This is a genomic window from Opitutales bacterium, assembly GCA_013215165.1.
GTDB lineage: Bacteria > Verrucomicrobiota > Verrucomicrobiia > Opitutales > JABSRG01 > JABSRG01.
Map to the genome: position 1 here is coordinate 15,012 of JABSRG010000030.1, position 25,163 is coordinate 40,174.

Consider the following 25,163-nt stretch of genomic DNA (forward strand, 5'->3'; position numbering starts at 1 on the left):
CATTAGCGTTCATTCGCGTTCATTAGCGGATCATCTTCTTCCAAGATATCTGCAAAACGCATGACTTCATCCAGTGTCGTCAGGCCGCGTTTAGCCTGTTCCCAGCCAGAGTATTGGAGGTTTTTCATGCCCTGTTGCAGGGCGATGGTGCGGATGGCACGGGCGGATGCACGTTCGACTACTTTTTCGTGAATCTCTCCGGACATGCGAAGGATTTCAAAGATGCCGACGCGGCCTCGGTAGCCAAGCCCACGGCATTGCTCACAGCCGACGGCTTGCTTGAGGAGGTGTGCGTGTTGGGCTTCTTGGATATCGATGTTGAGCGCGGTTAAACAGCTTTCGACATGACCAGCAGGAAATTCTGTGGGTGTCGCACAGGCTGGGCACAGGCGGCGGACGAGACGCTGGGCGATGATCATCTCGATAGCCGAAGCGACCAAGAAGGGCTCGATATCCATGTCGATCAACCGTGTGATGGCACCCGATGCATCGTTCGTGTGTAGCGTGCTCAGGACAAGGTGACCCGTGAGTGACGCCCGGATCCCGATATCCGCAGTTTCCCGGTCACGGATTTCGCCGACCATGATGACATCGGGGTCCTGACGAAGAATGGCGCGCAGGGATGTGGCAAAGGTGAGACCGATTTCGCTGTGTATTTGAGTCTGATTAACTCCGGGCACTTCGTATTCGATGGGGTCTTCGACGGTGATGATACGTCGCTCGGGCCTGTTGATCTTACGCAGGAAAGCGGTAAGAGAAGTCGATTTTCCCGATCCGGTGGGCCCCGTGACCAAGATGATGCCGTAGGGACGATCCAGAGACTGAGTGACGCGTTCTTCCTCCTCTTGTTGTAGGCCGAGTTCGCGGATGGAGAGAGGCTGCGACTTTACATTGAGCAGACGTAGGCTGACACTTTCGCCATACATGGTGGGAAAGGTGGAGATGCGGATGTCCAGCTCTGTTCGATCGGCAGTAAAGCTGATACGCCCATCTTGCGGGCGGCGTTTCTCAGAGATGTTGAGTCGCGCCATGATCTTGAGGCGAGAGATAATCGCTGATTGGAAACGCACCAGGTTGTCAGGCACACGCACAGGCACGAGCTGTCCATCGATCCGGTAGCGGATGATGAGTGAGTCGCGCTGAGGCTCGAAATGAATGTCTGTAGCTCGGTCGGTGAGGGCACGCTGGATTACCTCGTTGACGAAGCGAATGATGGCCGCGTTTTGGTCCTCACTGTCGTCTTCGAGTTCATCGTCAGCGAGGCCTAGGTCGGAATCATCTAAAGAGCCAGAACCGATACCGAAGCGCTGGGTAATAGTGTTGGCGACTGCCTCTGGATTTCCCAAGACCCAAGTCGGCGAACGGCCGCAGGTGGCGCGTATCCACTTGGACATGCGTGGGTCTGGGGGCCAAACAGTGACCAGGGTTAATAGACCCGAATCAGATTTGGGATCCTCTGCGAGCGGCAAGCACTGGTATTCGTGGATGATGCGGGCAGGAAGTATCTCAGCTGGATTTTCTGCTACATCGAAGGTGTCTTGGTAGGGCACGGCCCCACGCGCGGCTATGTCTTCGGCGATTTCAGTGACCGATGTTTGGTGCTGGCGCGCGAGGAAAGGAATGCGCTCCTCGCGGGGTATTTCCTCCCAAAGGGCCTTTGCATCCTCGTCAAGAGACTTTACCCAAGAGAGGGTCTCACTATGGAAATTAGGAGCGGACATGGCTAATTATTATCGCGGCGGCGGGGAACAATGACACGACGGCGAACGGGTCTGCGGACGATTGGGTCGTCTTCCTCCTTCTCCTCGACTTGGCGGCGGTTATTTGCGCTATTTGGGCGAGCTGGCGGAGTGCGTGGAGGGGGTCGGGTAGCGGAAAACGTATTTTCTCTGAGATCGAGCGTCTGAACGCGTCCGTCAGCTCGAATTTGCAGCGAGCGTGATGAAGCGTCAAAAGACAGAATCTCGAACGAGGCATTTCCTGAATTGTCGATATCAGCCCATTGCGAGGTATTATTTGTCTTATTGAAGAGGCTGACCCGTGTTTGATCCCCGAGGGTGATCCAGCCGCGAAATTCCCATTGGCCAGGAGGTTCTTCTTCCTCTTTCTCAGGCTGTTCGTTGGAGGGATTTGGATTATATCCCTCCGGAAAGAAGGGTGAGCGCTCTATCAAGGAATCTAAAGACTGAGCCGGTAGCCCAACGCCGACAGACAGCCAGGTAAGGAGCAGGCTTTGGATGAGCAATCTGTTGAAAAAGGGGCACATGAATGGGCTTTAGTGAGCTCGGGCGCGGGGGTTGAAAAAGGTGGATGCGTTTTCTGGCTCCTGCTCGGCAGGATCTGCATTAAGGCCGTGTTCGAGGAAGTGTTTCACGTTTTTCTCGAAGCGTGGGTTGCGACTTAGCGTCTCTTCCGTGAATGCCGCAGCTTCCGACGACTCCGCAAGGATTCGAGGGCGAATAAATAGGATCAGTTCCCGACGATCACCTTCCTTTTTATTCTCTGTAAATATTAGATCTCCAAGGATTGGGATTTTCCCCAACAATGCCATTCGGCTTTGAGAATCACTGAAGTTGTATTCCTGGAGACCACCAAGAATTACCACATCACCGTCATGAACGTTAACGTAAGACTCTGCTACTCTGTTTCCAATCACGGGTTGTTCGATGTCTCCAACGTTCGTAGTGGTCACCAGATTGTCGACGGTCTGTTTTATATCGAGCTGAATTTTACCGTTTGAGCCGATGAGTGGAGTTACCTCGAGCTCAATTCCTATGTTGCGGAATTCGACTGAATTATTGATGGAATTGCCGGTGGTGTCTGATTGCGCGGTGGTGACAAAAGGGCGCTGTTGTCCTACCTTGATACTAGCTGTGCGTGCATGTGTCGTAAGTATCTGGGGGGCATTGAGAACGCGCACATTTCCATTTCCCGCAGCGGATCCGATAAATAGATCTAAATCAAAGTCACTCAATGTTCCTCCTAACGAGACATCACTAATATTTCCATCTGAAATCCCGATCCCGCCTCCAGTGGTAGCGATGTTGCTGAGGCTCCAAACACCACCGACACTATCTATATCAATACCGAGTGTATCAATGCCACGGGTTTCGTTCTCACGTAGTGTAACCTCTGTTATAATCACTTCAATGAGGACCTGAGGCAGAAGCACGTCGAGTTGCTCCATCAAGATTTCTATCTGCTTTAGGTCTGATTCCGTTCCAAAGGCTATCACCGAATTAGTCCGCTCGTCAGCGACGACCCCGACATATTCTGAGAACTGTACATTCTGTGCTCCGTCCGAATTTGAGCCGCTTGAAGTCTCGATGACTGGCGACTGGGCCGGTCCTTCTTGCTGTGGGTTGGGTGTAGGTTGGCGACTGTTGTTGTTGCGATTATTCGCGTTGCGTTGATTTTCAGCCCGCTGTCGGGCTTCGCGTTGTCCGGCGATTATTTCGTTTAGAATTGCGATTAAACCGGCTCCTTCACCTTCCTCCCCACCGCTGACACGGGCGTTGTTAGCCTGAAATATCCGTGTCGAGGTAAGGGGGGAAACATTCACATCGAGATTGGCGACCATCGGATCAATAAGGGCGCGGTTGGCAGGATGGGTGAGCAGGATGATTTGGTTGGTACGTTCGTCGGCCTCAATAACTGTTTGTCCGACAAGAAAACCCTGGAGGGATTGTGTGAGTAGGGATTGCAGGCGCTGAGCGATCTCGCGTGCCTGGGTATTTTTTAATTGTACGAATACCAGTTCTTCTTTTCGGGCGGAGGGAGTGTCAGCGGTTAATAACACTTCGTCGATGAGCTTTAGGTTATTGAGGGAGTCCGTGATAAGGAGCTTAGAGGACTGTTCGAAGATAACAGGCTCGGGAAGACCTTGGGTGCGAAACTGCTGAATGACCTGAACTGCTCGAGCCATCTCCACATATTGAATCGAATAGATCTTGGCGTAGAGTTTTTGGCTGTTGAGATCGTCAGGTAGCGAGCCATCTGTAATGAATTCAGGAGTCAAGGCATTGACCGGAGCATTCACCGGAACAGCGCGGAGGAACTTGTCGTCCATCTCTACAACGGCGAGGCCATTCATGCTGAGAATACTTTCTATAGCCTTAATCGCCTCTGCGCGTGTGAGGGCACCTTGTGAGTCAAAATTAAAGGCCATTTCGGGTAGGTTTTGCGGGCGGAGAATAACTCGGCCTGATAGCATTTCCAGCAGGCTGAGCACTTGGTCGGTGGTATCACCAGCAAGCAGGACTTGGGGCACCTCATCTTCGGGGCTGAGGTTTTCAGCGGGTCGAATTTGCCCCAGCGAGACTACGGGGCACAGGGCGACAAGGGTGAGTGCGAGGAGTGCGCGCTTGATATACGTTGAGATATTCATCAGCGAAAAGGGTAAGGAGCTACAAGGCTTTGAGTTCAAAAGAAGAGAGTGTGAATGTCGCATTGTGTTCGGTGGGACGGCTGCGATTTACGGTGATGCGCACTGAATCGATCACGAGGTAGGGCGCTTCCCGTTGAAGGCTTTGAGTAAACTCAATGAGGGGTCGCAGCTCAGCACGGTTGATGTTCAGACGGACCGAATGGGTATTAAAGTCCTCGTTGGTCACTGAGGGACGGTTCGAGATGGAGTAGCTCAGGTCGAAGCTGCGAGATAACTCATCTACTCGGCCTGCTAGCTCGGAGTCTGAATAGGTCTGCGAAGCATCTAGAGTTTCGAGGGCCGCTACGAGTTCAGCATCGATACGCTCACGATCTTTGAGCCACTCATTCTGGCGTTCAAGGTTGTAGCCCTGGCTGCGGTAGGTTGTCCAAAAGCTCTGCCAAGTCGCTATCTCTGAGCTCGCCCACCAGAGAGCCAGGACGAGAACGATTGCCAAGGCAAGGATCTGCTCACGAGGCGAACGTTCGATGAAGAGCGCACGGACGCGTTGTGTGTATGCACTCATGAGGTCGTTCCTTCCACATCTTCGTCCGCGCTGCTGGATTCGCTGTCTTGTGGGCTGGGAGATAACGGCTCGATGGGCGGTAGAGCATTGACGGTGATAGCAATTTCGAAGTCGACCGCACCAGGGCGCGTGCTACGGATATCGTGTGCAATCGAGCTGAATGCGTTGTTTCCAACAAACTGCTGGATATAAGCGTTGACCTCGTTGACCGTTTTGCCGCGGGCTGAGACCTCGAAAGTATCGGAATCAGTTGCCTCGACGCGGAGAAATTGAATCGATGTGGGCCGATTGTCGTTGAGGACGGCCATCACCGCAAACGGCCTCATCTGTGACTTTTCGATATCCTCTAGCTTATAGAGGAAAGACTGCTGCTGCTCTAGACGACTGACGATGGGCGTCTGAGCATCGAGCTTTCCATCTCGAAAACCTAGGAATTTATTCAAACCCCATTGTGCTACTTCTAGGCCTAACAAAACTAAGAGGAAAACCGCGACATAGGTGACCGAGCGCCAGAGCAGGCTGCTGGTGCGCAGTTGTTTCTGTCGGGCGGCCTTGAGATCATGATCGCGGAGATCAGCCAGCCACATTGCATTAGGATTAAGGCTGAGTTGCCGAGTCGTATCTGGGCTTATTCCATCTCTGAGCTGCCATGAACATCCGAGGTCTTCACTCGAAGAGTCAAGATCGACTCGGTAGGAACTAATTTGGCCAGGTTCTGGAGGAGTTTGAAGGTCGAAAGCCTCAGCGAGCGTGTTGGGTAGTTCTTCAGATTCCGTTTCAATAGCCACGGCCTGAGTGGGTGTCGCATCGCTTGAATAGGCTATTGCCACGCTGTAGTCTCCACAGTGGACGACAGCAAACGAACTCCCTGTTTCGATCAGGGCTACCGCAGCAAATTCTGGAACTAGAGGTGAGATTTCATCAAAGCCTGTGATTCCAGAACGTTTCAACAATTCGCGAGGAGCAGCGTAGCAAAAGACGCTCTTGCGTGATGGATGAGCGATCCATCCCCAGGTTAACTGTTCAATGGGGAAGGGTGCTGTGTTCTCAATTTCGAGCTCGATGAGGCCGGTGATTTCCTCATCTGAAATGCCGTCAGGCAGGGCAATCCATTCTAAGAAAAATAAGCCAGCATCGATCGAGGCTGGTTGCTCCATCAATGGCGAATCATCGGCATCGGGATTTATCTGATTGAGATCTTCTGGCATGAAGGAAAAGCAGAGATAAAGGGATTAGGTATCTAGGCTGTCACTCAAAATTGTTGGTTTTCGCGGACCGCCAAGACCTTGAAAGGCAGGGAAATATTACCATCTGGGGTAGGGATTGAGTCGGTTTCTTTGACGTTGACGAGCGCATTTAGAGTAGACCCGACATCGCCACGACTCACTGCAACTTCGATTTGAATGACTGCGACTTCGTCGGTGGTTAGGTTGCGAAAGAGCTCACTATCGGGAACCGGACTCTGCTGTGCATCGGCAAGCGACAGATCGTCGGTGGTATTGAGCTCGCCATCAGGTCCGGACATATAATCGAACAGGCCCGATAGGTTGGTATTATCCATCGCTGCAATCGCTTCGAGTAGGAATCTGTCGGCTGTATGGATATTAATTTTGCCTGAGTGATGCAGGGTCGTGTGCTGGAGTAATTGGTCGTAAAGCCCGTTTGGAGTGCCGTTTTCGTCAAAGAATGTCTCATCGAAGCCATCGATCAGAGCTAACTCGGATAGATCGCGAATAGGTCGGTTGGCAGCACGGTAGGCAGGGTCGCGACGCTCATACTCATCATCTTCCGCTCCAAAATTACGTTCTAGGTCGTCCGCATCGATCCAGTCGAGTAGCTTATCCGCCAGTTCCTCTGCCTCAGTTTGTGGCAATTCCATGTGTTTTAGTAGTGCGATAAACAGCTGTGGGTCTTGGCTGTTAAGAGGGATCTTACCGGTTTCATCAGTAACGCGCGCACGAACACGATAACTTCCTGAGGGTTGATAATCGGCTCTTGCGATAAGATTGTGCCAGCCCTGTTGTGGGCCGGTTATTGTGCCGTCGAGCTCCTTGTATTCTGCCAAGACTGCCAAAGCTGCTTGGAGGCCGGAGTATCCTTCGCGTTTCAGGTCCACACGGTAGTCATGGAGGCCGCGATACGCGATGTCGCTGACGATCCGCTCGATGATGACAAAGCTCATGATCGAAGCCACGAGTATGAAACCCAGGACAGCCACGAGGATGGATCCTGAAGATGTTCGTCTCGTAGCTGAGGCGCGACTACAACGATTCTGCCCGGTCGAGATTGTTATCATGGGAGCAAGGGGTGTTGATTTCTCGCGGGTAGCGGTATGCGAATGCTCTTTAGCGATTCATCCAACATTTTGAACGAGAACACAATATAATCGGGGAGCACAGGTTGGCCCCCATCGTTTTCTTCGGGTTCTGGCTGTCGCTCCCAACGTTCTTCATCGGTTATGAACGTGAGGTATTCGACCTTCTCCAGGAAGTCGGACAGGCGAAATTTCAAAAACCCAGGGTCTGCGGATGTAATTTCATCTGCTGGTAACAAATCGGGTCGCCAGTAAAGGTCGAACTCACGCGGATCACGTAAGTCGAGGTAACAGTCAATCCCTGCAGGATAGGTCGATCCGTAGTTAAGCAGCGGAGTAGGCTGGCTGAGATAAAAACGTAGGAACCGGCGTTCGTTCTCGTTCTGGCCTGGTAGTGCGGTCCATGCGATAGACTGGTTCTCTCTTGCTGATTCAGCTTCGGTAAGCGACTGCCGCAAGAAACTGCGCACACCGGCGACATGTTCGTCTCGGGCATTGAGGAAAGTCTCGCGCGCATAGAGCTGACCCATTGAAACCGTGAAGGCTGATAAAGCTGCAAGGATCATCGCCGAGATCGCTATGGCGAGTAGCACTTCGATGAAGGTGAAGCCCGGCTGTGGAATAGAAGTCCTTGATCGCACACCTTTGACCTGGGTATGAACAGGCGGCTGAGTTTCGCAGTTGAGTGCTTGAACTGTTCCCGGGGAATTTCGCATTTAACGAAAACTGAAACGCTCGGCTTCGCGTGCTTCCTTCTTTTCAGTGAGGAGTGATGCTCGATCTATGGCCTCCATCCAGCCACTGCGTTGGAGATAGAAGGTGAAGCTGTCCTCAAATTCGGGTCGTTCTTCCGTCCTGGGAAGCGCGACTTGGAAGCGGACCTTGAAGAGGTCTAGGGTCCGTGTGTCTTCGATTTCTGCACTCCAAACAGCGTCGGTGTCATCGGGCAGGCGGACATTACCTCCATCAATAAATTGCTCTCGATCCGTGACTAGCAATGCTTGGCGCAGTGTGAATTCTATGTCGCTATAGAGGATGTCGGCTGATTCAAGGGATTTGACCGCGACGACGCTGTTTACCAAGGCCTGGGCGAGCGCTGCGATGGCAATGCCAAGGATCGCCAGAGCGAGCAATACTTCGAAAAGGGAAAAGCCGACAGTGCGCATGATTAGTTCGGCAGAGGCTCTTTGGGTAGGGCGGAAAATGCATCTATCTCAATTGTGAGATCGATGTCGCCGTCGAGTATGCGCGCGGAGAAAGGGGCGCTGACTCGCTGTGGGCTGAATGCGATACGGTTGAATACGGTTTCGCCGAAATCGAGACGCACTGGGAAGCTTCCGATTGTCTCTGCTGCGCGCTTCTGAAAAATAATCTGTAGGTTGTCCCTATCTGCTGAGATGGGACGGTCGAGCGCAACTACGTCCAAGCTGCTTCCCGATTTATTCTCAATGATGAATGCCTGCTCAGTGGCGTCATAACGAAGATAAGTCCAATCCCGTTGTTTGATGGCTGCGAGACGCGCGGACTTAACAGCTCGGATGAGGAGCTTTTCTGGAGGCTCGCTTTCCCAGTCGGCATCGAAAGTACTAAAACTCATCAGTGTCAACGCGATAGCGATGCCCACCAGCGCGAAGACCAGCAGAATCTCAACGAGAGTAAAGCCGCGTGGCATAGCCAAGATTCTGTAGGGAGCTATTCGGTGCTCCAGTTGCCTATATCGTCAGCTGTGCCTGACTTACCATCGGCTCCCATGGACCAGACATCGTAGCTGCGAGCATTTTGCTTTCCTGGAAAGGCGTATTGGTAGGGGTTGCCAAATGGGTCTTCAGGAATTTTGTCGAGATAGGGACCGCGCCAACGGCCTTCTTTTCCTGATGGGGCTGTTACCAAAGCCTTTAGGCCGTCTTCCGTGCTGGGATAATTTCCGATATCCTTGTTATAACGCACAAGCGGCACAGAGACTGTGGCATCCACCCATATTTTGGCTCCATCTTCTTTACTGGTTCCCAAGATGTTACCGGTGTTTTGGAGCAATACACCGAGAAGGATTCCGATGAGAGCGAGGACCAAAACGATTTCTACGAGAGTGAAGCCGCGCTTTCTGTTAAATTTTAAATGAGAGGAATTTAAGGAGTTCATGGGGAAATTTTTGGGCGAATTAATTCGCAGTCCAGAAGCGAAGTGATTGGAGAAGAAACGTCTCGAGTGCGGTTGTTTCCTTTAAATTCACTTCGAGCAACCCAGTCGCGTGCTCAAGGGCGGACACTGAGCGGTGGAGAGCGGTCATTTTTTGAGGATAAGTATCCAGTAGGCTGTAGCCAGTTGTGCGGGTTTGGATCTCGATTTCTTTCAAGAGTTTCTGACGCAGGGCCTTGTGTGTGCCGGTTTCCATAGCAGCAAGTTGCTCGGAGGTGAGGGTGTCTGTATCCAATTGGTCCTCTTGTTGTTGCCAAGCTGTGCTAGCCAGAGAGCTGAGGATGCCCTCAAACTGATAAACTAGACTATAAACGCCCAGAGTGGCTCGGGTGACCGCATCGTTATCGCGGGCATTGAGCTCGACGACGCCTTGGATCCAATTGCCATATTGCTCTAACCAGTGCTGCCATTCCTCAGAATTTACAGCCGGTTCTTGAGTGGGAACACGGAAGAACTGGCATCTACTTCGTATGGTGTCTAACAAATCGTAGGGGCGCACACTCAGGAGAAAGATGTAGGTGCCTGCCGGGGGCTCTTCGAGGGTCTTCAGAAAAGCGTTAGCACTCGACGTGTGCATGCGCTCTGCCTCGTAAACAAGGGCCACTTTCGCTCCTCCTTGGTTGGATGAATGTTGCAGGTTGCGGATCAGTTCGCGTGTGTCTGCGGCATTAATTTGTCGCATTTTGTTTGCGGCACGCAGTGTGAAGCAGTCGGGATGATCGAGAGCAGTTTGCCCAGGATTTCCACCGAGAAGATCGTGCGCCACCGTAAGGGCAGTAGCCTCGAGTGTCTGCAGGCTCTCTCCATAGAGTAGTAGTGCCTGTCCGAGGCGTTGCGAAGCTCGCGCGCGGTCTAATACCTTGAACGCGCGAGAATCTTCAATCTTGAGAGGCAAAGCGTTGGCAGATTTCATCCCAGATCGCAGCTTCGACTGCGTCTTCACCCATCGTGCCGTCGAAAACAACAAAGCGCTCAGGTATTTCTTTGGATAGCACCAGATAGCCTTCGCGGACTAGCTTGTAGAATTCGATACTTTCTTCCTCCATGCGGTCTGGCATGTCGGTTTTCCGCGTCCGGACTCGGCGGATACTTACTTCTGGCGGGACGTCTAGGATGATGGTTAGGTCCGGAACGATACTGCCCACAGCAAATTCATTGATTACCTTTACCGGATCCTCAGAAAGCTGCCGTGCCACTCCCTGATACACTGTGGTCGAGTCGAGAAAGCGGTCACTCAGAATCGTTTTTCCGTCCTCAAGGGCGGGGAGAATTGTTTCGCGGACGAGTTGGGCGCGTGCTGCTGCGAACAAAAGAAGCTCAGTTTCCGAGCACATGTTGCGTCCGATAACGCTGTGTTTGAGGAGGTGGCGGATCTCCTCTCCGATCTCCGTGCCGCCTGGCTCTCGGGTGACGATCGTTTCCTCTCCAGACTTCTCAAAGAGCCTGGCTATCCGACTAATTTGGGTCGATTTTCCGGAGCCTTCGGCGCCCTCGAACGATATGAATATTCCGCGTGATGCTGAGTCTTCGATTTCAGTAGACATGTGTTCGGAGATGTATCCTGAGGAGGAAAGGATGTAAAGGAGAAGGTCGATAAACCCAGAGCTAATTGAATTATGCCGATTTGGCACCTAGGCTTTCGCTGTCATTGATGAGTAGATACAAAAACACCCCCGGATTTTTTCCAGAGGTGTTGCTATAAAAGTAAGTGGATTTGTTTATTTAGTAGGTGCTACCAGGACCAAAACCAGGTCCGCGATTCTCGAAGTCTGCGGGACGGCTCCACGGTATAAGTGAATCGTCTTCAGAGGCGTCGAAGCATCCTGTGAACCCCAGGATCGATAGAGCAGCCAGAGCAATAAGCACAATTTTGGTAAGATTTTTCCGCATTATCTTTGGACTAAGACTGAATCGCCGCTGCGCAAGCTATTTGGGATCCCAACATCGGGTAAAATCTTAGCGACCGTGAAATCTGGGGTCACGTTCGAAACGATAATACGAGCTAATGTATAGCCTGCTTTTGTAAGTGTGTAGGTTTCCGAGTCTTGGATTCCCGATCCAATCCCGGTGTTCAGCACAATAAACCCAGACGTGGTATCAATCTTTGCAATTTCTGATGCGACACCATCTGGGGACAAATTCATAGGGTCTCCGAGGTTGTTCCCTGCAAGGATGGTCTCAGATTGTCCCGAGACTGCTAGTTTTGTCCGGAGAGTGGTGATCGTAGCTTCCAACTCACTGATTTTTGACTGATACTCCGCGATTTCGGCTGCACTCGCTGAGTCAACTTGTTGCACCTCCCTTTGAGGGGCGCGCTTGAGTAGCTCTTGACGCAGGCGTTCGGTCTCTTGCTTGAGAGTCGTCACGGTCTGAGCATTCGACTGAACCATGGTAGCCCGCTCATTAGCAAGTGTCCGCGTCTCCAGCAGTTCACGTTGGATCTTGGTATTCTGCGACTTCGCGTCAGCTAATTCTGCCCGCACGTTTTTGAGCAGTTGCTCATTCTTGCGTGCCTCAGCCACCGACACATTGAGATCACTTTTGACCGTGTCTAACTCTGTCGATACCTGTGCCAACTGATTGTCGAGCACAACCAATTTATCCTTGTTGATAAGGTGAACTGTAGCGGCGCCACCGGCAGCTAAAATAGCAACGACGGTGAATATCGTGGATAATACTTTCATGGGGTAGAATTCGATGGGAAGAGGGTATGTTTTACCGTTTTCTGTAAAACTTCGTGTCTTGAGGAGATTTATTTTTCGCGTCTGTTACCCCACTATACGGATTTTGTGCTAATCTGTTCAATATTTTGAAAATAATTTCACAATTATCTGTAAGGTCGGCTGATTTGGCTATTTCCTCTGCTGGAATGGCCTCATCCTTTGATATCGGGAGATGTTTCATAACGTTTTGTTGAATATCGAGGACCGATGCGGCTGCTTTTTTGCCGGCTTCTACACCTGGTTGGTGGTAAGCATTAATGTTTACGAACGATGCATAATATCCTACAGCCCGTTCAAATAGGGCAATTAGCATGCCCACAGTAAAGGCATTCACCTCCGTAATGGTGAGCGTGATAGACTGACGGCCGGTTTCATAGAGTGCGTCACGTGTGCCCAAAAGAAAACCATGGAGATAGTCTCCGGATCGGATGCCAGGGTCTACTTCGATGCTCTCACCCGCGCGGTCTTTCAAAACTTCGATGAACACGGCGTAGAAATTGGCAACGCCTTCCCTGAGCTGTTGAACGTAGGCATGCTGGTCCGTTGAGCCTTTATTGCCATAGACTGCGATCCCCTGGTTAACGACGTTACCGTCCAGGTCCTTCTCCTTGCCAAGTGACTCCATAACCAATTGCTGGAGGTATTTGGAAAAGAGCATGAGGCGATCCTTATACGGGAGAATCACCATGTCTTTGGCACCCTTGCCATCTGTGGCGTGATACCACATCGCAGCCATCAGGCCAGCCGGGTTGTCGGTGAGCTCAGGGGTGCGTGTTACGGTGTCCATCGCTTGTGCACCATCGAGAAGGCCGTCGATATCGACACCCTGCAACGCTGCTGGAATGAGTCCAACAGGCCCGAGTTCTGACGTGCGGCCACCGACCCAGTCCCACATCGGGAAGCGCTCGATCCATCCTTCAGACTCGGCTACATTGTCGAGCTTTGAACCGGTGCCAGTAATAGCGATGGCATGCTTAGAAAAATCCAACCCGGCGGCAGTATACGCAGCCTGCGCTTCAAGCATGCCATTGCGCGTTTCCGGAGTGCCTCCAGACTTCGATATAACCAAAGAGAGGGTATTGCCCAGTTTTCCCTGGAGGCGCGAAAGCGTTAGATCTATGCCGTCAGGATCTGTGTTATCGAAGAAATACACGCCTAACTTATCGGTTGCTGGGTGACCGAGAGCTTGTTCGACGAACTGTGGCCCGAGAGCCGATCCTCCAATTCCTATAACGAGAATTTGAGCAAAGGGTCCTGCAGAACCAGATAAGTCTCCAGAGTGGACACGCGCTGCGAGATCTTTGATGCGCTCGAGGGTCGAGGTAATGTCATTTGCAGTCTCGTTATCTGGCGCGAGTGCAGCATCGCGGAGCCAGTAATGGCCGACTTGACGGCCTTCATCAGGATTAGCGATGGCGCCCTTTTCGAGTGCGGACATGTCGGCTATTGCCTTCTTCCAGAGAGGTTCAATTTGCTGGAAGAAGCCATCCGGGTAGTCCATCCGAGACGTGTCGATGGCGAAATCGAGTTTGCTGTTGTAGTGATACTCCTTTTGGAAGCGTTCCCAGGTCATGTTCTAGTTGGGTTGGTTTTGATCTGTGTCAGTTGGATTTTGGGATCGGCTGTGGAGTTCCGAGAAAGTGGCTTTTATAAATGCTTGTCGGTTACAGCACCTTCTGATGCCGAGGCGACTGTCTTGGCATATTTCGCCAAAATGCCTCGCTTTTCAGGGCTGCCCTTACCGGTGTAGGCGTCCATGCGTGCTATGTACTCCTCGTCAGAGATAAGCAGAGAAATCGTGTTTTTGACGGCGTCGATTTCAATGGTGTCGCCGCTTTTCACGATTCCGATGGGACCTCCGTTGGCGGCCTCTGGTGTGATGTGGCCAACGTCGAAGCCATGACTGCCTCCGGAGAAGCGCCCATCGGTAATGAGCGCAACTTCTTTGATAAGGCCTCGTCCAGCGACAGCACTGGTGGGGGAGAGCATTTCTCGCATTCCGGGGCCACCGACGGGTCCTTCATTGCGGATGACGACGACATCACCAGAAACAACATCGCCACGTAAGATGCCATGCAGAGCATCTTCCTCACCCTCGTAAACCTTTGCAGTGCCTTTGAAGTAGAGTCCTTCTTTGCCAGTAATCTTACCGACGGCTCCAGTGGGGGCGAGGTTGCCAGACAAAATCCTTAGGTGTGAACTCGACTTAATTGGTTTCTCAAACGGATGTACCATGTCCTGCTCTGACGGAAATGTAGGGTAAGGCTGCACATCGGCTAGGGACTCAGCGAGTGTTTGTCCGGTGCAGGTGAGACAGTCTCCGTGAAGCAATCCACGATCGAGTAAGTCTTTCATCAACGGGCGGATGCCTCCAATGCGGATGAGGTGGCTCATGTTGTAGCGACCAAAGGGCTTTACGTCACACATGAGTGGTATGCGTTCACCAATCTCTTTAAACGCATCAATGGTGATGTCGACTTCTGCAGCATGAGCAATGGCCAGTAGGTGGAGGACGATATTTGTTGAACCACCCAATGCGATGCCGACGGTAATGGCGTTCTCAAAGGCTTTCTTCGTGAGAATATCGCGTGGGCGGATGCCTTTCTCGATCTGAGCTACGACCGCTGCACCCGCTTTTTCGCAGTCGGCGCGTTTGTCTTTAGAGACGGCAAGCTGCGCGCTGCTACCGGGTAGGGACATGCCCAGTGCTTCGATGGTGCTCGCCATGGAGTTTGCTGTATACATGCCCCCGCAGGATCCAGCTCCAGGGATGCAGTTTTCTTCTACTTCTTTGAGTTCAGCGTCGTCGATGTCGCCGCGTGCATGCTGACCGACAGCCTCGAAAATCGATACGATATCGACGGCCTTTTCTTTGTGGAATCCCGGTAGGATTGTCCCGCCATAGACAAAAACCGAAGGTCGATTGAGCCGGGCAATAGCGATCATGCAGCCGGGCATGTTTTTGTCACAACCGCCAATCGCCACCAACCCGTCAAACCCTTCAGCGGCCACGACGGTCTCGATTGAATCGGCAATCACTTCTCGAGAAACCAAGCTGTAGCGCATGCCCTTCGTTCCCATCGAGATACCATCACTCACCGTGATCGTTCCGAAAGTAATGGGTTTCCCGCCGCCTGCCTCAATGCCAGTTCGGGCGTGCTCGGCTAAATCTTTGATGTGCATATTGCACGGAGTGAGGTCGCTCCATGTGCTTGCGACGGCTACTTGAGGTTTTTTAAAGTCTTCGTCGGTAAAACCAGTCGCGCGGAGCATTGAACGAGCAGGGGCTCGATCGTTACCATCAACGACAATTGAAGAATAGGGGCGCTTGGGATCTGTGGTACTCACGTTACTTATTCGTAGCTTGGGTTTTTCAGCGAAATCCTTGAGAACAATGGGAAGATAATGTAGCGACAATATTTAATTATGGATTTTAACATCCAGAATCTGCTTCAGGCCCTGCTCTTGTCTACCTCGGAGTCTCTTTCCGTAGACCGTATTCAACGCGTGCTCGCGCGATACCATGAAGAGCGCGCGGAGGATGCTGAACAAATTGATGATGACTCTCCTCAGGTGCCAACGATGCTGACTGGAGCCCAGGTCAGGGAGACGATTGATGCGATCCGGGCTAAGTATTTAGAAGATGGTTCTGTTTTTCGTGTTATCGAGGGTCCCGAAGGCTATCGCTTTGCCGTTGCTCCAGACTATAGCGAGTGGATACGTCTATTGCGTGATCAACCCCGGCCTCTGAAGCTGAGCCCCGCCGCGATGGAAACATTGGCGATCATTGCGTATCGTCAGCCGGTGACGCGCTCTGAAATGGAGACCATCCGGGGTGTATCGATCGACAGTGCTTTGCACCGGCTTTTGGACCTGGAGTTAATCCTTGCAGTTGGGCGAGCCGAGCTTCCTGGACGACCCATCCAATATGGAACGACGCCTAAATTCCTCGAATTCACCGGGATCAAGTCTTTGGAGGAGTTGCCCGCGAGTGATGTGGTGTCACCCGGTCAACTTAACGAATGGATCCGCGCTGCGCAGAATCCGGAAAAGGTGACGGATAACGACGTGGGTTTAGGAATTTAGATCTTTAAGTTGATTTTGAAAGCCTTGAGGGCCTCGCGATAAATTGGAGCAGCAGCTTTGTTTGGCGAGATTCCGATTGCATGATTTGACTGGAAAAAGCTGTCTTGAAGGCCCTGGAGCGCGTATCCAGTCGCGACAGCTGCGCGAAGGGCAGCCCCGAGGGCGACAGAGCTGGTGATTTGAAGATGCTCGACGCGCGCTTGAAAGACATCGGCGGCTACCTGTGCGATCGTCTCATTTGCGCCGGCTCCCCCAGTGAGGTGGAGTGTGTCCAGATTGAAGTTTCATATTAAGAAACTGCCCTTCAACGCAGGCGCGGACGTCGGCTGTAGGGTTTTCCGCGTTTTGGAAAGATGTGTCGCCGCCAAAGCGGGTGGGGCCTGAGGCATTCCGCCGTGGGCTGATCTCTGGTCCAAAGAATGGAAGCATGCCACAGCTGTTGTTTCCGACGGGCGTATCCTCTAAGGCTGCAGAAAAACTGTCCCAGTCTAATGCCAGGATCCCCCTTGTTGCCTGCATTCCGTTGCGGGTTACCGAGAATGGGAAAATGCGTGAGAACACATAAATAATGTGCCCCAAGTCTGCGCTCATGCGACTCGGTTAATTAAACGGCCAAAAATTGAACCAGCCGTCTCCATCCTCTCGGCGTTCAATAGCACGCCGCCGCTCGGTTTCTAAGTAATCACGCAGTCGTTCTGTTGCTTCGCCCCGCAGCTCAACGTATTTGTCGAGTTTTTCAAGATCGTGAGGGATGAGTGGGAACAGCTTGTAGGGAGTGCCATCCAAAGCCTGTTCAGGCTTAAAGATGGATATCACAAAGCGGTTATCTACTGGGCGCACGACAGCCCTTAGCGAATCCTCCCAGGTAATATAGGCTAAGTCTCCACGCACGCGCCATGAGCCATCCATGCCCCCCTCGCGGTCGGAATCGATGTCTTGGAACATACCAAAATCGATAGTTTCTTTGTTGGAACCATCTGGAGAGCGAACGTCCCATTTTCCGCGGAAAAATCCTCGAGCGTTACTGCGTTTGCGAAATACTCCGACTGAAGTTGAATAATCACTTTTAGTCTGCTCATAACGGGTCAGCCAGGGCCCAGAGGCTGTGCGGTCGATGCGGCGCGCCAAACCGGTCACGCCAGAGGAGTCACTGTTTAAATCCTCATCGGGTTGGAAAAATACGGACTCATAGCGGTCAGGGAATTCACGAATAATGGAGTAGTGCCCCGAATCCCAAGTTATGTGGAGCTCGTCACCTCTTTTTTGCCAGAGCCCACGCAGGCCTTTGGAGCTTTTAAAAGAGCCGAAATAAGATGCAGCCGCGTTGCGATTATCCTCAATGACCAATTTGAAGAAAGGCGAGCCATCGGCATCGGTAATTTCCCAGTTTCCAAAAAATCCTTCAGCTTCAGTGAGTGTCGTGAAGCGTCGGCGGGCCTCGTCTGGAGGCAGGGTCCATTTACCCACCTCTGATGGAGGCACGAGGACAAGTGTGCCTGAGAGGGGAACTTCCGAGGGGCGATCCCAATTGACCATAAAAGCGTTGATGCCGCGCGAAATTGTGAACCGATCTCCGTGCAACGATTGTATCGTAACTTCGCTCGTGGTGGTATTGAGCGACCAGGAGGCATTGTGGACCTGGCTCGTTTTATCTAAATTTGAAAAGTAAGAAGCGGCGCCCTTATCTTTTAAAATGATGTAAGCGCGGACATCGCCTGAGAATTCAGCTTTCCAAGTTCCTTCATAGGTACTGGTGCTGCTCTGTGCGTTGATTGTCTGTAGGGCAAGGACCCAGGTCAGTAGAAGGGAGGTCCGAAGGATTTGTGAAGGCGTCATCATCAAAAAAATAACAGTAGGAAATAACTGTCAGGATAACAGGTGCAAGTTTAGAGGATCAGATGAATCGGTAGGATGAGCGGGTGAGAGGTGAGAAAAATCTAGAGCAGAAACACTGATTGCTCCGCGCCGTATGCAGGCGATATCAGAGTCTTCTGGTAAATCTTCCTTGTCGCGTGTGCTGAAATGGAACGAAGCATGGCCATCAGCATCGACCTTAAAAAACGAAAACGGTTTCACAGCAGCGGGCTGGGTGTAGCGAAACGGTGAATCTTGGTGAGTAAATTCGGGAAAATTCACGTTCCACACTCGACCAAAACATGGGCCCGCTTCCATAGCGGATTCGATCAGTCGTGGGATGTATCCACGGTCTATCTCTATGCCTGCGATCACATCTGAGTCTTCAATGCGGTGTGACTCTGTTATAGAGTGATACGAAGCCTCGGGCAGCAATTTGCTGAAGGCAATGGATGGAATCGAATGGAAGGCACCCTCAAGAGCTCCTGCGACAGTACCCGAACTATAAATGAACGTCGAGGTCGCGTTATACCCAATGTTTATGCCTGAAAGCACGATGTCGGGTTTCTGTGGCAGGAGATTGTGGATGCCAATATTCGCGCAATCTGAAGGCGTGCCTGAAATCGTCCATGTTGGGACATTGAATTTGTCTATACGCTTTACCTCAATCCCATGATGCCGCGAGAATGCCCGCCCGATCCAGCTCTGTTCACTAGCCGGGACCACTACGTAAACATCACATATTGTCGAAGCCATTTCAACGAGAGGCGTAAGCAACGGAGAGACGATGCTATCGTCGTTTGTAACAAGTGCGATGGGGCGTGTCATATGCGATTATATAAAAACAGGGGATGGTGGTATCCATCCCCTGTGCGTCATTTTAATAATCTGTTGCTTATACGCTTTTACCTTCTTCGGCTGCCTCGGCTTCTGCCATGGCTGCCTTACGGCTCAGCTTTACGCGACCCTTGTCGTCAATGCCGATGCATTTGACTACGATCTCGTCGCCTAGGCGACACACATCCTCTGTCTTGCGGACTCGAAAATCTGCCAGCTCTGAGATGTGCACCAAGCCTTCTTTGCCAGGTAGGCATTCGACGAATGCTCCGAAGTCTTTGACCGAGCGGACAACGCCACGGTAGGTCTTGCCCACCTCGATCTCGCCTGTTGAGAGATTGATCTCGTCGAGTGCGCGCTGCATGGCGTCACCTGTTGTGGCATAGACGTCCACACGGCCTGAGTTGTCTTCGTTGATATTGATTTCGGCACCCGAGATTTCCACGATGCGGCGAATGTTTTTGCCGCCAGGTCCGATGAGGGCACCAATTTTTTCAGGATCAATCTGAATCGTAGTGATCCGAGGCGCATTGGGATTGAGCTCGGTACGCGGTGTGCCGATCTCGGCTTCCATAACATCGAGGATCTTGTGGCGCGCTTCGGTTGCCTGCTTCACCGCCCCGCGGGCGATAGAGAAGGGGAGTCCCTGGATCTTAAGATCCAGTTGGAAACCAGTTACACCTTCGCGCGTCCCAGCGACTTTGAAGTCCATGTCGCCGAAGTGGTCTTCTGCACCGAGTATATCGGTCAGGATGGTGTAGTCGGTGATGCTTTCTCCATCACTTTTGGAAATCATTCCAGCTGAGATGCCTGCCACCGGCGCTATGATTGGCACACCTGCGTCCATGAGAGACAAGGTGCCCCCGCATATCGAGGCCATCGAAGTCGAGCCGTTCGAGCTCATAATGTCAGAGACGATCCGGATCGTGTAAGGAAATTCGTCTTCTGCCGGGATAACTGGGAGCAGCGAACGCTCAGCCAAGGCCCCGTGCCCGATCTCGCGACGACCTGGGCCAATAAAGCGGCCTGTTTCACCCGTTGAATACGGAGGGAAGTTGTAGTGGAGGATGAAAGATTTTTCCTTCGATCCGCCAGTCAGGCCGTCGAGCTCTTGGGCATCTTTAGCGGTGCCCAGGGTCGCAACGACCAGCGACTGTGTCTCACCACGCTTGAAGATTGCAGAGCCATGGACGCGTTTGAGCACATCTGTTTGGCAAGAGATCTCCCGTAGATCAGCAGGTGCACGTCCATCTACACGCTTTTGCTCTGCGAGAATCAAATCACGATAGAGCTCTTCTTGCAGGACTTCGAAAGCCATGCCGACTTGGTTTGGATTGAACGCGTCTTCACCGACTTCAGATTTAACGCTGTCAGCAGCGGCACTTTGTATCGCTGAAACGAGCTGTTTGCGCTCGGGGTAGTTATCCACGGTAACTGCTTCCTTGAGCTTGTCTCCAGCTACCTTTTTGCAGATTTCGTAAACCTGCTCATCGACCTTTACGAGCGGGAACTCGGCCTTAGCTTTCCCAAATTGTTCACGGAGTTCTTTTTGTGCTTTGATGAGTGGTTGAATGGCTTCGTGAGCAAACTCAAGGGCGTCACAGAACTTATCCTCAGGGATTTGGTCAGCAGATCCCTCAATCATCATCATCTCCTTTTCGTTGCCGACGTAGATCAGATCGAGCTCGGAATCGAACATTTGCTCGTGGTTGGGATTGACCACAAATTCATCATCGATGAGTCCGACGCGGACGCAGCCAACGGGACCGTTCCAAGGGATGTCAGAGATCATCATGGCCGCAGATGCACCATTTACCATGAGGACATCCGATTCATTCACCTTGTCGGTGGAGAGAAGGAGGCCGATGACCTGCACTTCGTTAAGGAAACCCTTTGGGAAAAGCGGTCGCAGTGGACGGTCGCACAGGCGGCTGGTGAGAATTTCCTTCTCAGAAGGGCGGCCTTCGCGCTTGATGAAGCCACCCGGAAAGCGACCGGCGGCATAGAATTTTTCGCGGTAGTCGACCGTCAAAGGGAAGAAGTCCTGTCCCTCGCGAACAGACGATGCCGCAGTCGCCGAGACAAAGACGGATGTTTCTCCTTTAGTTATAGTGACCGCACCAGAAGCGAGATTTGCAAGGGTGCCTGTCGAGATCTCAATGCCGAGTTCCTCAATGAGGATATTATGCTCTTGTTTCATATATAAAGAACACACCGTCCGAATCTGAACAAGCGGGCGATTCAGAACGTCTTAATCACAAAAGTGGGCTTATCAGAAAAGAAAGCACACATTTAAGATTAAGAGATCCTGCATAAATCAGGGTCGGGGACCCTTGCCGTATCTTTGATCGTATCGAGTGTGAGTGTGTATGTTGGGTTGTTTAATTGCTCATTCAGTATGAATGTACTTTGGGAAAGCTGGACTAGGGTGTGCAGAGGTCAAGCTCAGTCATCTAAAGGCGACTAATCAGGGTGTGGCAAGTGGAGGGGGGCATACTGATGTTTAGTAGGTTGATCGCGAGAGCGATTGCCTTCGTGCGGATCAAAGCTCAAGCGAAGCAATGGCAGTTGCTAATACTCTCTGGGTTTAAGCTCAGATCAGAGTTTCTCGGTGATTCATCCATACCCAGCTATCAGTCAGATTTAGTATGTACTCCAGTCTTCTGCGTCGAGCCTAGGGACTTTTTCGAAATGTTGATAATTCAGAGTTGCCAGCTTCAAGCGGCGGGTGATGGCAGTGGCCGCAATGAGCAAATCGAAATCAGCTACGGTATTTCCAGCTTTTTGTGTTTCCGCTTTTATCGTGGCAAAACAATGAGACGTCTCCGTGTCGATCGGGAAAATGATTAATCTATTTTCAAGATATTGGTGATACTCTTTCCATAGCCGTGCAGATGACTTTTTCTCCAGACCATAGACTAACTCCGCTTCACAAATAGATGAAATGCTCAGACTACTATCTCCTAAATTACTCCATCTTTCCATTACGCTATCGACAGGCCTTGGTTGAAGTCTCTGGCTGTAGACAGACGTGTCTAAAAGATGGGTGATCACTTTTCGAACGGAGAGGGTCTATTGGCTTCAGGGTCGCGAACTGGTAGTTCGAATTCGTCTTCGATGGGACCGTAGCATGCTTTACTTTCCTGGACGGTGTCCCAGACACTTGTGGGCCTCTGTTGAATCAACTTATCAGCTGGAACTAACCTAGCCACGGGCTTTCCACGTTTGGTCACCACAACCGTTTCTCCGGTCCGTTCAAGTTCTGCACAGATTTCAGAAAACCGATTCTTGGCATCATATAATTTAACTAATTTCATCTAGAATAATCTAGCTATCTAGCCAGAAATTGCAAGAAACGACCTGATCAATGACCACAAAAAAACCGCTGTTCCGAAGACACAGCAGTTTGATTGAAAATATATTGTTCAACTAGCGGCGTAGACCGAGACGCTGGATAATTTCAGCGTATTTCTCTAGGTTGTGGCGCTTAAGGTAGTCGAGGAGCTTACGGCGGCGGCTGGTCATTTTGATCAGCCCTCGGCGTGAGTGATAATCTTTGCGGTGCGTCCGCAGGTGTTCGGTCAAATGGTTGATGCGTGCGCTGAGGAGCGCAATCTGCACTTCGCATGACCCTGTGTCGGAGTCATGGACCTTGTAGTCGTTGATGATATTATCTTTATCGAGATAGTGTGACATATGATATTTTTGAGTGCACAGCCTTTGGATTGAGAGCCTTCCCAATCGCGAAATAAGCCGAAGCCAATCTCGCCGCTTAACCTCGAAAATCGAGGAGCTGAGGAGGGGAGTTGTCTCCAACGCCCTCTTGCGCAAAAGATCATCAAAACTTAGAGGAAAACGCAAATCAAGGCCAAACAGCCCCAATTTCAACCCTGGGTGTGTGACTAGATCTAGGAAAACTGATTTTGAGCTCAGATTAGAAGCGTAGGGTGGTGGCGACTGCCATTGCTTGACTTGAATTTTGATCCGCACGAAGGCAATCGCTTTCGCGATCACCCTGCTAACCATCAGTATGTCCCGCACCTATGGTTGCACCTCACCGCTGGGTTTTCTGAATTGGATCTGCTAGTAGTCTGAACTTATTCGTCGTCACCGTCGAGTCTGATCATGTCGGGTGGGACAGTTGAGACGCCTTCGAGGACTGTTGTGACGCCTTCCTTTACTTTGAGCATGGCATCTTGGTGCAATGTTTTCATGCCGGAGCGCATGGCGATTCGCTTGATGGTGGCGGTCTCTTTTCCGAGATTGATCGCCTTAGTTAAGTCCTCGTTATTTTGCATCAATTCGTGGATGCCGACGCGGCCTTTCATGCCTGAGCCGCCGCATTTGGAGCAGCCCCCTTCCTTAGCGCGGAAGGCTTCACCGACCCAGCCGATAGCATTTTGTAGAATCTCGGCTTCGTTGCCCTCCGGCATATAGGCTTCTTGGCAGTGTTTACACACGCGTCGCATGAGGCGCTGGGCGCAGACGACCAACATCGATGACGAAATCATGAAGGGCTCGATGCCCATATCGGTAAAACGTGCGACGGTGCTCGGTGCGTCGTTGGTGTGAAGTGTGGAAAGCAGTAGGTGGCCAGTCAGTGCGGCTTCGACGGCAATTTCTGCTGTTTCTTGGTCGCGGATCTCGCCCACAAGGATGATGTCGGGGTCCATTCGCAGGTAGGCGCGCAGTGCGCTTGCGAAGGTGAGGCCGATCTCCTTTTTCATCTGCATCTGATTAATGCCGGGGATGGTGTATTCGATGGGATCCTCGGCGGTCTGGATATTGATGTCCGGTGTGGCGATTTCCCGAAGAGCCGAGAAGAGTGTCATCGACTTTCCCGATCCAGTCGGACCGCAGTGGAGAATCATGCCGTAGGGTTGGCGGATGCATTCGCGGTAACGTCCGAGGTTTTCATCCGAGAAGCCCAGGGCAGTGATGGGTAGGGCCGACTTGCTTTTGTCCAGGATACGCATGACCACTTTTTCCCCGAAATTCATGGGGCCTGTAGCGACGCGGAGATCGATATCGATATTTTTCTTGGTATACTTTTTGAAGACGATCCGGCCGTCTTGGGGAAGGCGCTTCTCGGCGATATCGAGCTCAGACATCACTTTTAGCCGTGCCACTAAGGCTCCGGACAGTTTTGCGGGGAGCTTTAGTTTTTCGTGGCAGACGCCATCGACACGATAACGAACGATCAGGTCGTTTTCCTGAGGTTCGATATGGATGTCGGATGCTCCCGATATATAGGCATCTTCAATGACGCGGTTAGCCAGCTGGATTATGGGGGCGCTTTCTTCATCGTCGAGGTCGTCGTCATCAGTGCTCTCTGTGCCTACACTATCAAACTCAGAGCCTAAAGCATCCGCTAGTTCGTGGATTTCAGTATCATCGGTCGGTGCGGCAGCTTCTTCTTCCTTTTCAACTTCGGCAAAGTATTCCGCGATCAAGTCATTGAGGATGGAAGAGGGCACAGTGTAGACCTCATCGACCTGCATCTCGATGGCGCTCTGGAAGGCCTCACGGCTATTGTAGTCCAAGGGATTAGGCATCAGCACCGAAACCGTAGAGGGAGAGACACGCTTGTAGGGAAAAATCTTCGTCTCCCGAACAATGTCATCCCAACCACCTCGAGCAGCTTATCATCTACATCAATCTGAGCTCGATCCTCGATGAGTGGCGTACTGGTGAAACGAGAGATGTAGCGCGCGGTATCTCGATCACTCATTGTAAATTCCGGGTCGAGCATTCGCTGCAAGAGCGTGGCCGTGTAATCGGCTACTTCATGGAGGACGTTGATATCTTCCTCTTCGAAAATCTGGGATGAGGCAAAGGGTTCTTTATTGATGATCTGGATGGCTCCGATCACCCGTCCTTTCGCGACCAAGGGGACTGTAGCCATGGCCAAAATATCAAAGCCCGCCGAGGCACTGAGGTTGGCGACTTCATTACCCGAATGATCACCGACGTGAAATGTAATGGGTTGGCCCGTGTTAATCACCTTGCCAACAATGCCCGTGTTCGCTGGGAGTCGCAGATTGAGTAGAGCTTCGCGGCGATTCTGAAATTCGGATTCGCGCTCGGGTTCTTTGCTCCAAAGAGATGGAGAATAATAAACATGCCACAGCCATCCCATAAGACCTGATGGCGGAGATCAAACCTGAGTATTGATGGGCTGTAGCGGTTGATCGTGTCTAT

The 25,163-nt window shown here is 51.7% G+C and carries 26 protein-coding genes; 1 reads left to right on the forward strand and 25 read right to left on the reverse strand.

The features are described 5' to 3' along the window. Positions 1 to 2: 2 nt before the first annotated feature. The 15 genes from HRU10_07915 to ilvD all read right to left on the reverse strand — a co-directional run bounded on the left by HRU10_07915 (position 3) and on the right by ilvD (position 15,542). Positions 3 to 1,721: a type II/IV secretion system protein gene (locus HRU10_07915; GenBank protein NRA27157.1), complete on the reverse strand. Its 1,719-nt coding sequence runs from the start codon at positions 1,719 to 1,721 to the stop codon at positions 3 to 5. 2 nt (positions 1,722 to 1,723) lie between these two features. Further along, a complete protein-coding gene (locus HRU10_07920) occupies positions 1,724 to 2,266 on the reverse strand; it encodes a hypothetical protein (GenBank protein ID NRA27158.1) in 543 nt (180 codons plus the stop codon). 9 nt (positions 2,267 to 2,275) lie between these two features. Next, complete coding sequence (locus HRU10_07925; GenBank protein NRA27159.1) at positions 2,276 to 4,387, reverse strand: hypothetical protein; 2,112 nt, start codon at positions 4,385 to 4,387, stop codon at positions 2,276 to 2,278. 19 nt (positions 4,388 to 4,406) lie between these two features. Continuing rightward, entirely contained in the window at positions 4,407 to 4,952 is a 546-nt protein-coding gene (locus HRU10_07930; GenBank protein NRA27160.1) for a hypothetical protein, read from the reverse strand. Beyond that, positions 4,949 to 6,160 carry a hypothetical protein gene (locus HRU10_07935; GenBank protein ID NRA27161.1) on the reverse strand — a complete coding sequence of 404 codons (1,212 nt, stop codon included), beginning with the start codon at positions 6,158 to 6,160 and terminating at the stop codon, positions 4,949 to 4,951. The genes HRU10_07930 and HRU10_07935 overlap by 4 nt, the downstream gene beginning before the upstream one ends. A gap of 44 nt (positions 6,161 to 6,204) precedes the next feature. Then, positions 6,205 to 7,134 carry a general secretion pathway protein GspK gene (locus HRU10_07940; protein NRA27162.1) on the reverse strand — a complete coding sequence of 310 codons (930 nt, stop codon included), beginning with the start codon at positions 7,132 to 7,134 and terminating at the stop codon, positions 6,205 to 6,207. A gap of 110 nt (positions 7,135 to 7,244) precedes the next feature. Continuing rightward, a complete protein-coding gene (locus HRU10_07945) occupies positions 7,245 to 7,982 on the reverse strand; it encodes a prepilin-type N-terminal cleavage/methylation domain-containing protein (protein NRA27163.1) in 738 nt (245 codons plus the stop codon). Further along, positions 7,983 to 8,432 carry a prepilin-type N-terminal cleavage/methylation domain-containing protein gene (locus tag HRU10_07950; protein ID NRA27164.1) on the reverse strand — a complete coding sequence of 150 codons (450 nt, stop codon included), beginning with the start codon at positions 8,430 to 8,432 and terminating at the stop codon, positions 7,983 to 7,985. A 2-nt stretch (positions 8,433 to 8,434) separates the two neighbouring features. Next, a complete protein-coding gene (locus tag HRU10_07955; GenBank protein NRA27165.1) occupies positions 8,435 to 8,944 on the reverse strand; it encodes a type II secretion system protein in 510 nt (169 codons plus the stop codon). A 14-nt stretch (positions 8,945 to 8,958) separates the two neighbouring features. Next, positions 8,959 to 9,405 carry a type II secretion system major pseudopilin GspG gene (gene gspG, locus HRU10_07960; protein ID NRA27166.1) on the reverse strand — a complete coding sequence of 149 codons (447 nt, stop codon included), beginning with the start codon at positions 9,403 to 9,405 and terminating at the stop codon, positions 8,959 to 8,961. A 19-nt stretch (positions 9,406 to 9,424) separates the two neighbouring features. Further along, positions 9,425 to 10,375, reverse strand: a complete 951-nt coding sequence (locus HRU10_07965) for a DNA polymerase III subunit gamma/tau (GenBank protein NRA27167.1) — start codon at positions 10,373 to 10,375, stop codon at positions 9,425 to 9,427. Beyond that, positions 10,341 to 11,006, reverse strand: a complete 666-nt coding sequence (locus tag HRU10_07970; GenBank protein NRA27168.1) for a dTMP kinase — start codon at positions 11,004 to 11,006, stop codon at positions 10,341 to 10,343. Before HRU10_07970 ends, HRU10_07965 begins: the two co-directional genes overlap by 35 nt. A 345-nt stretch (positions 11,007 to 11,351) precedes the next feature. After that, positions 11,352 to 12,146 carry a hypothetical protein gene (locus HRU10_07975; GenBank protein NRA27169.1) on the reverse strand — a complete coding sequence of 265 codons (795 nt, stop codon included), beginning with the start codon at positions 12,144 to 12,146 and terminating at the stop codon, positions 11,352 to 11,354. Between the two features lie 31 nt (positions 12,147 to 12,177). After that, a complete protein-coding gene (locus HRU10_07980) occupies positions 12,178 to 13,758 on the reverse strand; it encodes a glucose-6-phosphate isomerase (protein NRA27170.1) in 1,581 nt (526 codons plus the stop codon). Positions 13,759 to 13,832: 74 nt separating this feature from the next. Then, the gene (gene ilvD / locus HRU10_07985) at positions 13,833 to 15,542 is read right to left on the reverse strand and encodes a dihydroxy-acid dehydratase (GenBank protein ID NRA27171.1); all 1,710 of its coding nucleotides are present in this window, start codon (positions 15,540 to 15,542) and stop codon (positions 13,833 to 13,835) included. Positions 15,543 to 15,611: 69 nt separating this feature from the next. On the opposite strand from ilvD, the gene scpB reads away from it, so the two are divergent. Then, positions 15,612 to 16,271: an SMC-Scp complex subunit ScpB gene (gene scpB / locus HRU10_07990; GenBank protein NRA27172.1), complete on the forward strand. Its 660-nt coding sequence runs from the start codon at positions 15,612 to 15,614 to the stop codon at positions 16,269 to 16,271. On the opposite strand, the gene HRU10_07995 is transcribed toward scpB, so the two are convergent. From HRU10_07995 to HRU10_08040, 10 genes are all read right to left on the reverse strand, one after another. Continuing rightward, positions 16,268 to 16,546 (reverse strand): hypothetical protein, encoded by a 279-nt coding sequence (locus tag HRU10_07995; protein NRA27173.1) that lies wholly within the window; start codon positions 16,544 to 16,546, stop codon positions 16,268 to 16,270. The two genes, scpB and HRU10_07995, sit on opposite strands and share 4 nt — an antisense overlap. Continuing rightward, complete coding sequence (locus HRU10_08000; protein NRA27174.1) at positions 16,506 to 16,862, reverse strand: hypothetical protein; 357 nt, start codon at positions 16,860 to 16,862, stop codon at positions 16,506 to 16,508. Before HRU10_08000 ends, HRU10_07995 begins: the two co-directional genes overlap by 41 nt. A 9-nt stretch (positions 16,863 to 16,871) precedes the next feature. Further along, complete coding sequence (locus HRU10_08005) at positions 16,872 to 18,110, reverse strand: hypothetical protein (protein NRA27175.1); 1,239 nt, start codon at positions 18,108 to 18,110, stop codon at positions 16,872 to 16,874. A gap of 27 nt (positions 18,111 to 18,137) precedes the next feature. Next, positions 18,138 to 18,953, reverse strand: coding sequence for a 5'/3'-nucleotidase SurE (gene surE, locus HRU10_08010; protein NRA27176.1), 816 nt, complete (start codon positions 18,951 to 18,953; stop codon positions 18,138 to 18,140). Positions 18,954 to 19,020: 67 nt separating this feature from the next. Next, complete coding sequence (locus HRU10_08015; protein NRA27177.1) at positions 19,021 to 21,162, reverse strand: polyribonucleotide nucleotidyltransferase; 2,142 nt, start codon at positions 21,160 to 21,162, stop codon at positions 19,021 to 19,023. A 443-nt stretch (positions 21,163 to 21,605) separates the two neighbouring features. Beyond that, on the reverse strand, positions 21,606 to 22,016 hold the full coding sequence (locus tag HRU10_08020; GenBank protein NRA27178.1) for a type II toxin-antitoxin system VapC family toxin: 411 nt from the start codon (positions 22,014 to 22,016) through the stop codon (positions 21,606 to 21,608). Next, positions 22,013 to 22,279 carry a type II toxin-antitoxin system Phd/YefM family antitoxin gene (locus HRU10_08025; GenBank protein ID NRA27179.1) on the reverse strand — a complete coding sequence of 89 codons (267 nt, stop codon included), beginning with the start codon at positions 22,277 to 22,279 and terminating at the stop codon, positions 22,013 to 22,015. Before HRU10_08025 ends, HRU10_08020 begins: the two co-directional genes overlap by 4 nt. A gap of 112 nt (positions 22,280 to 22,391) precedes the next feature. Continuing rightward, a complete protein-coding gene (gene rpsO / locus HRU10_08030; GenBank protein ID NRA27180.1) occupies positions 22,392 to 22,658 on the reverse strand; it encodes a 30S ribosomal protein S15 in 267 nt (88 codons plus the stop codon). A 401-nt stretch (positions 22,659 to 23,059) separates the two neighbouring features. Continuing rightward, complete coding sequence (locus tag HRU10_08035; GenBank protein NRA27181.1) at positions 23,060 to 24,517, reverse strand: type II/IV secretion system protein; 1,458 nt, start codon at positions 24,515 to 24,517, stop codon at positions 23,060 to 23,062. After that, positions 24,517 to 25,101: a GAF domain-containing protein gene (locus tag HRU10_08040; GenBank protein NRA27182.1), complete on the reverse strand. Its 585-nt coding sequence runs from the start codon at positions 25,099 to 25,101 to the stop codon at positions 24,517 to 24,519. Before HRU10_08040 ends, HRU10_08035 begins: the two co-directional genes overlap by 1 nt. Positions 25,102 to 25,163 lie beyond the last annotated feature (62 nt).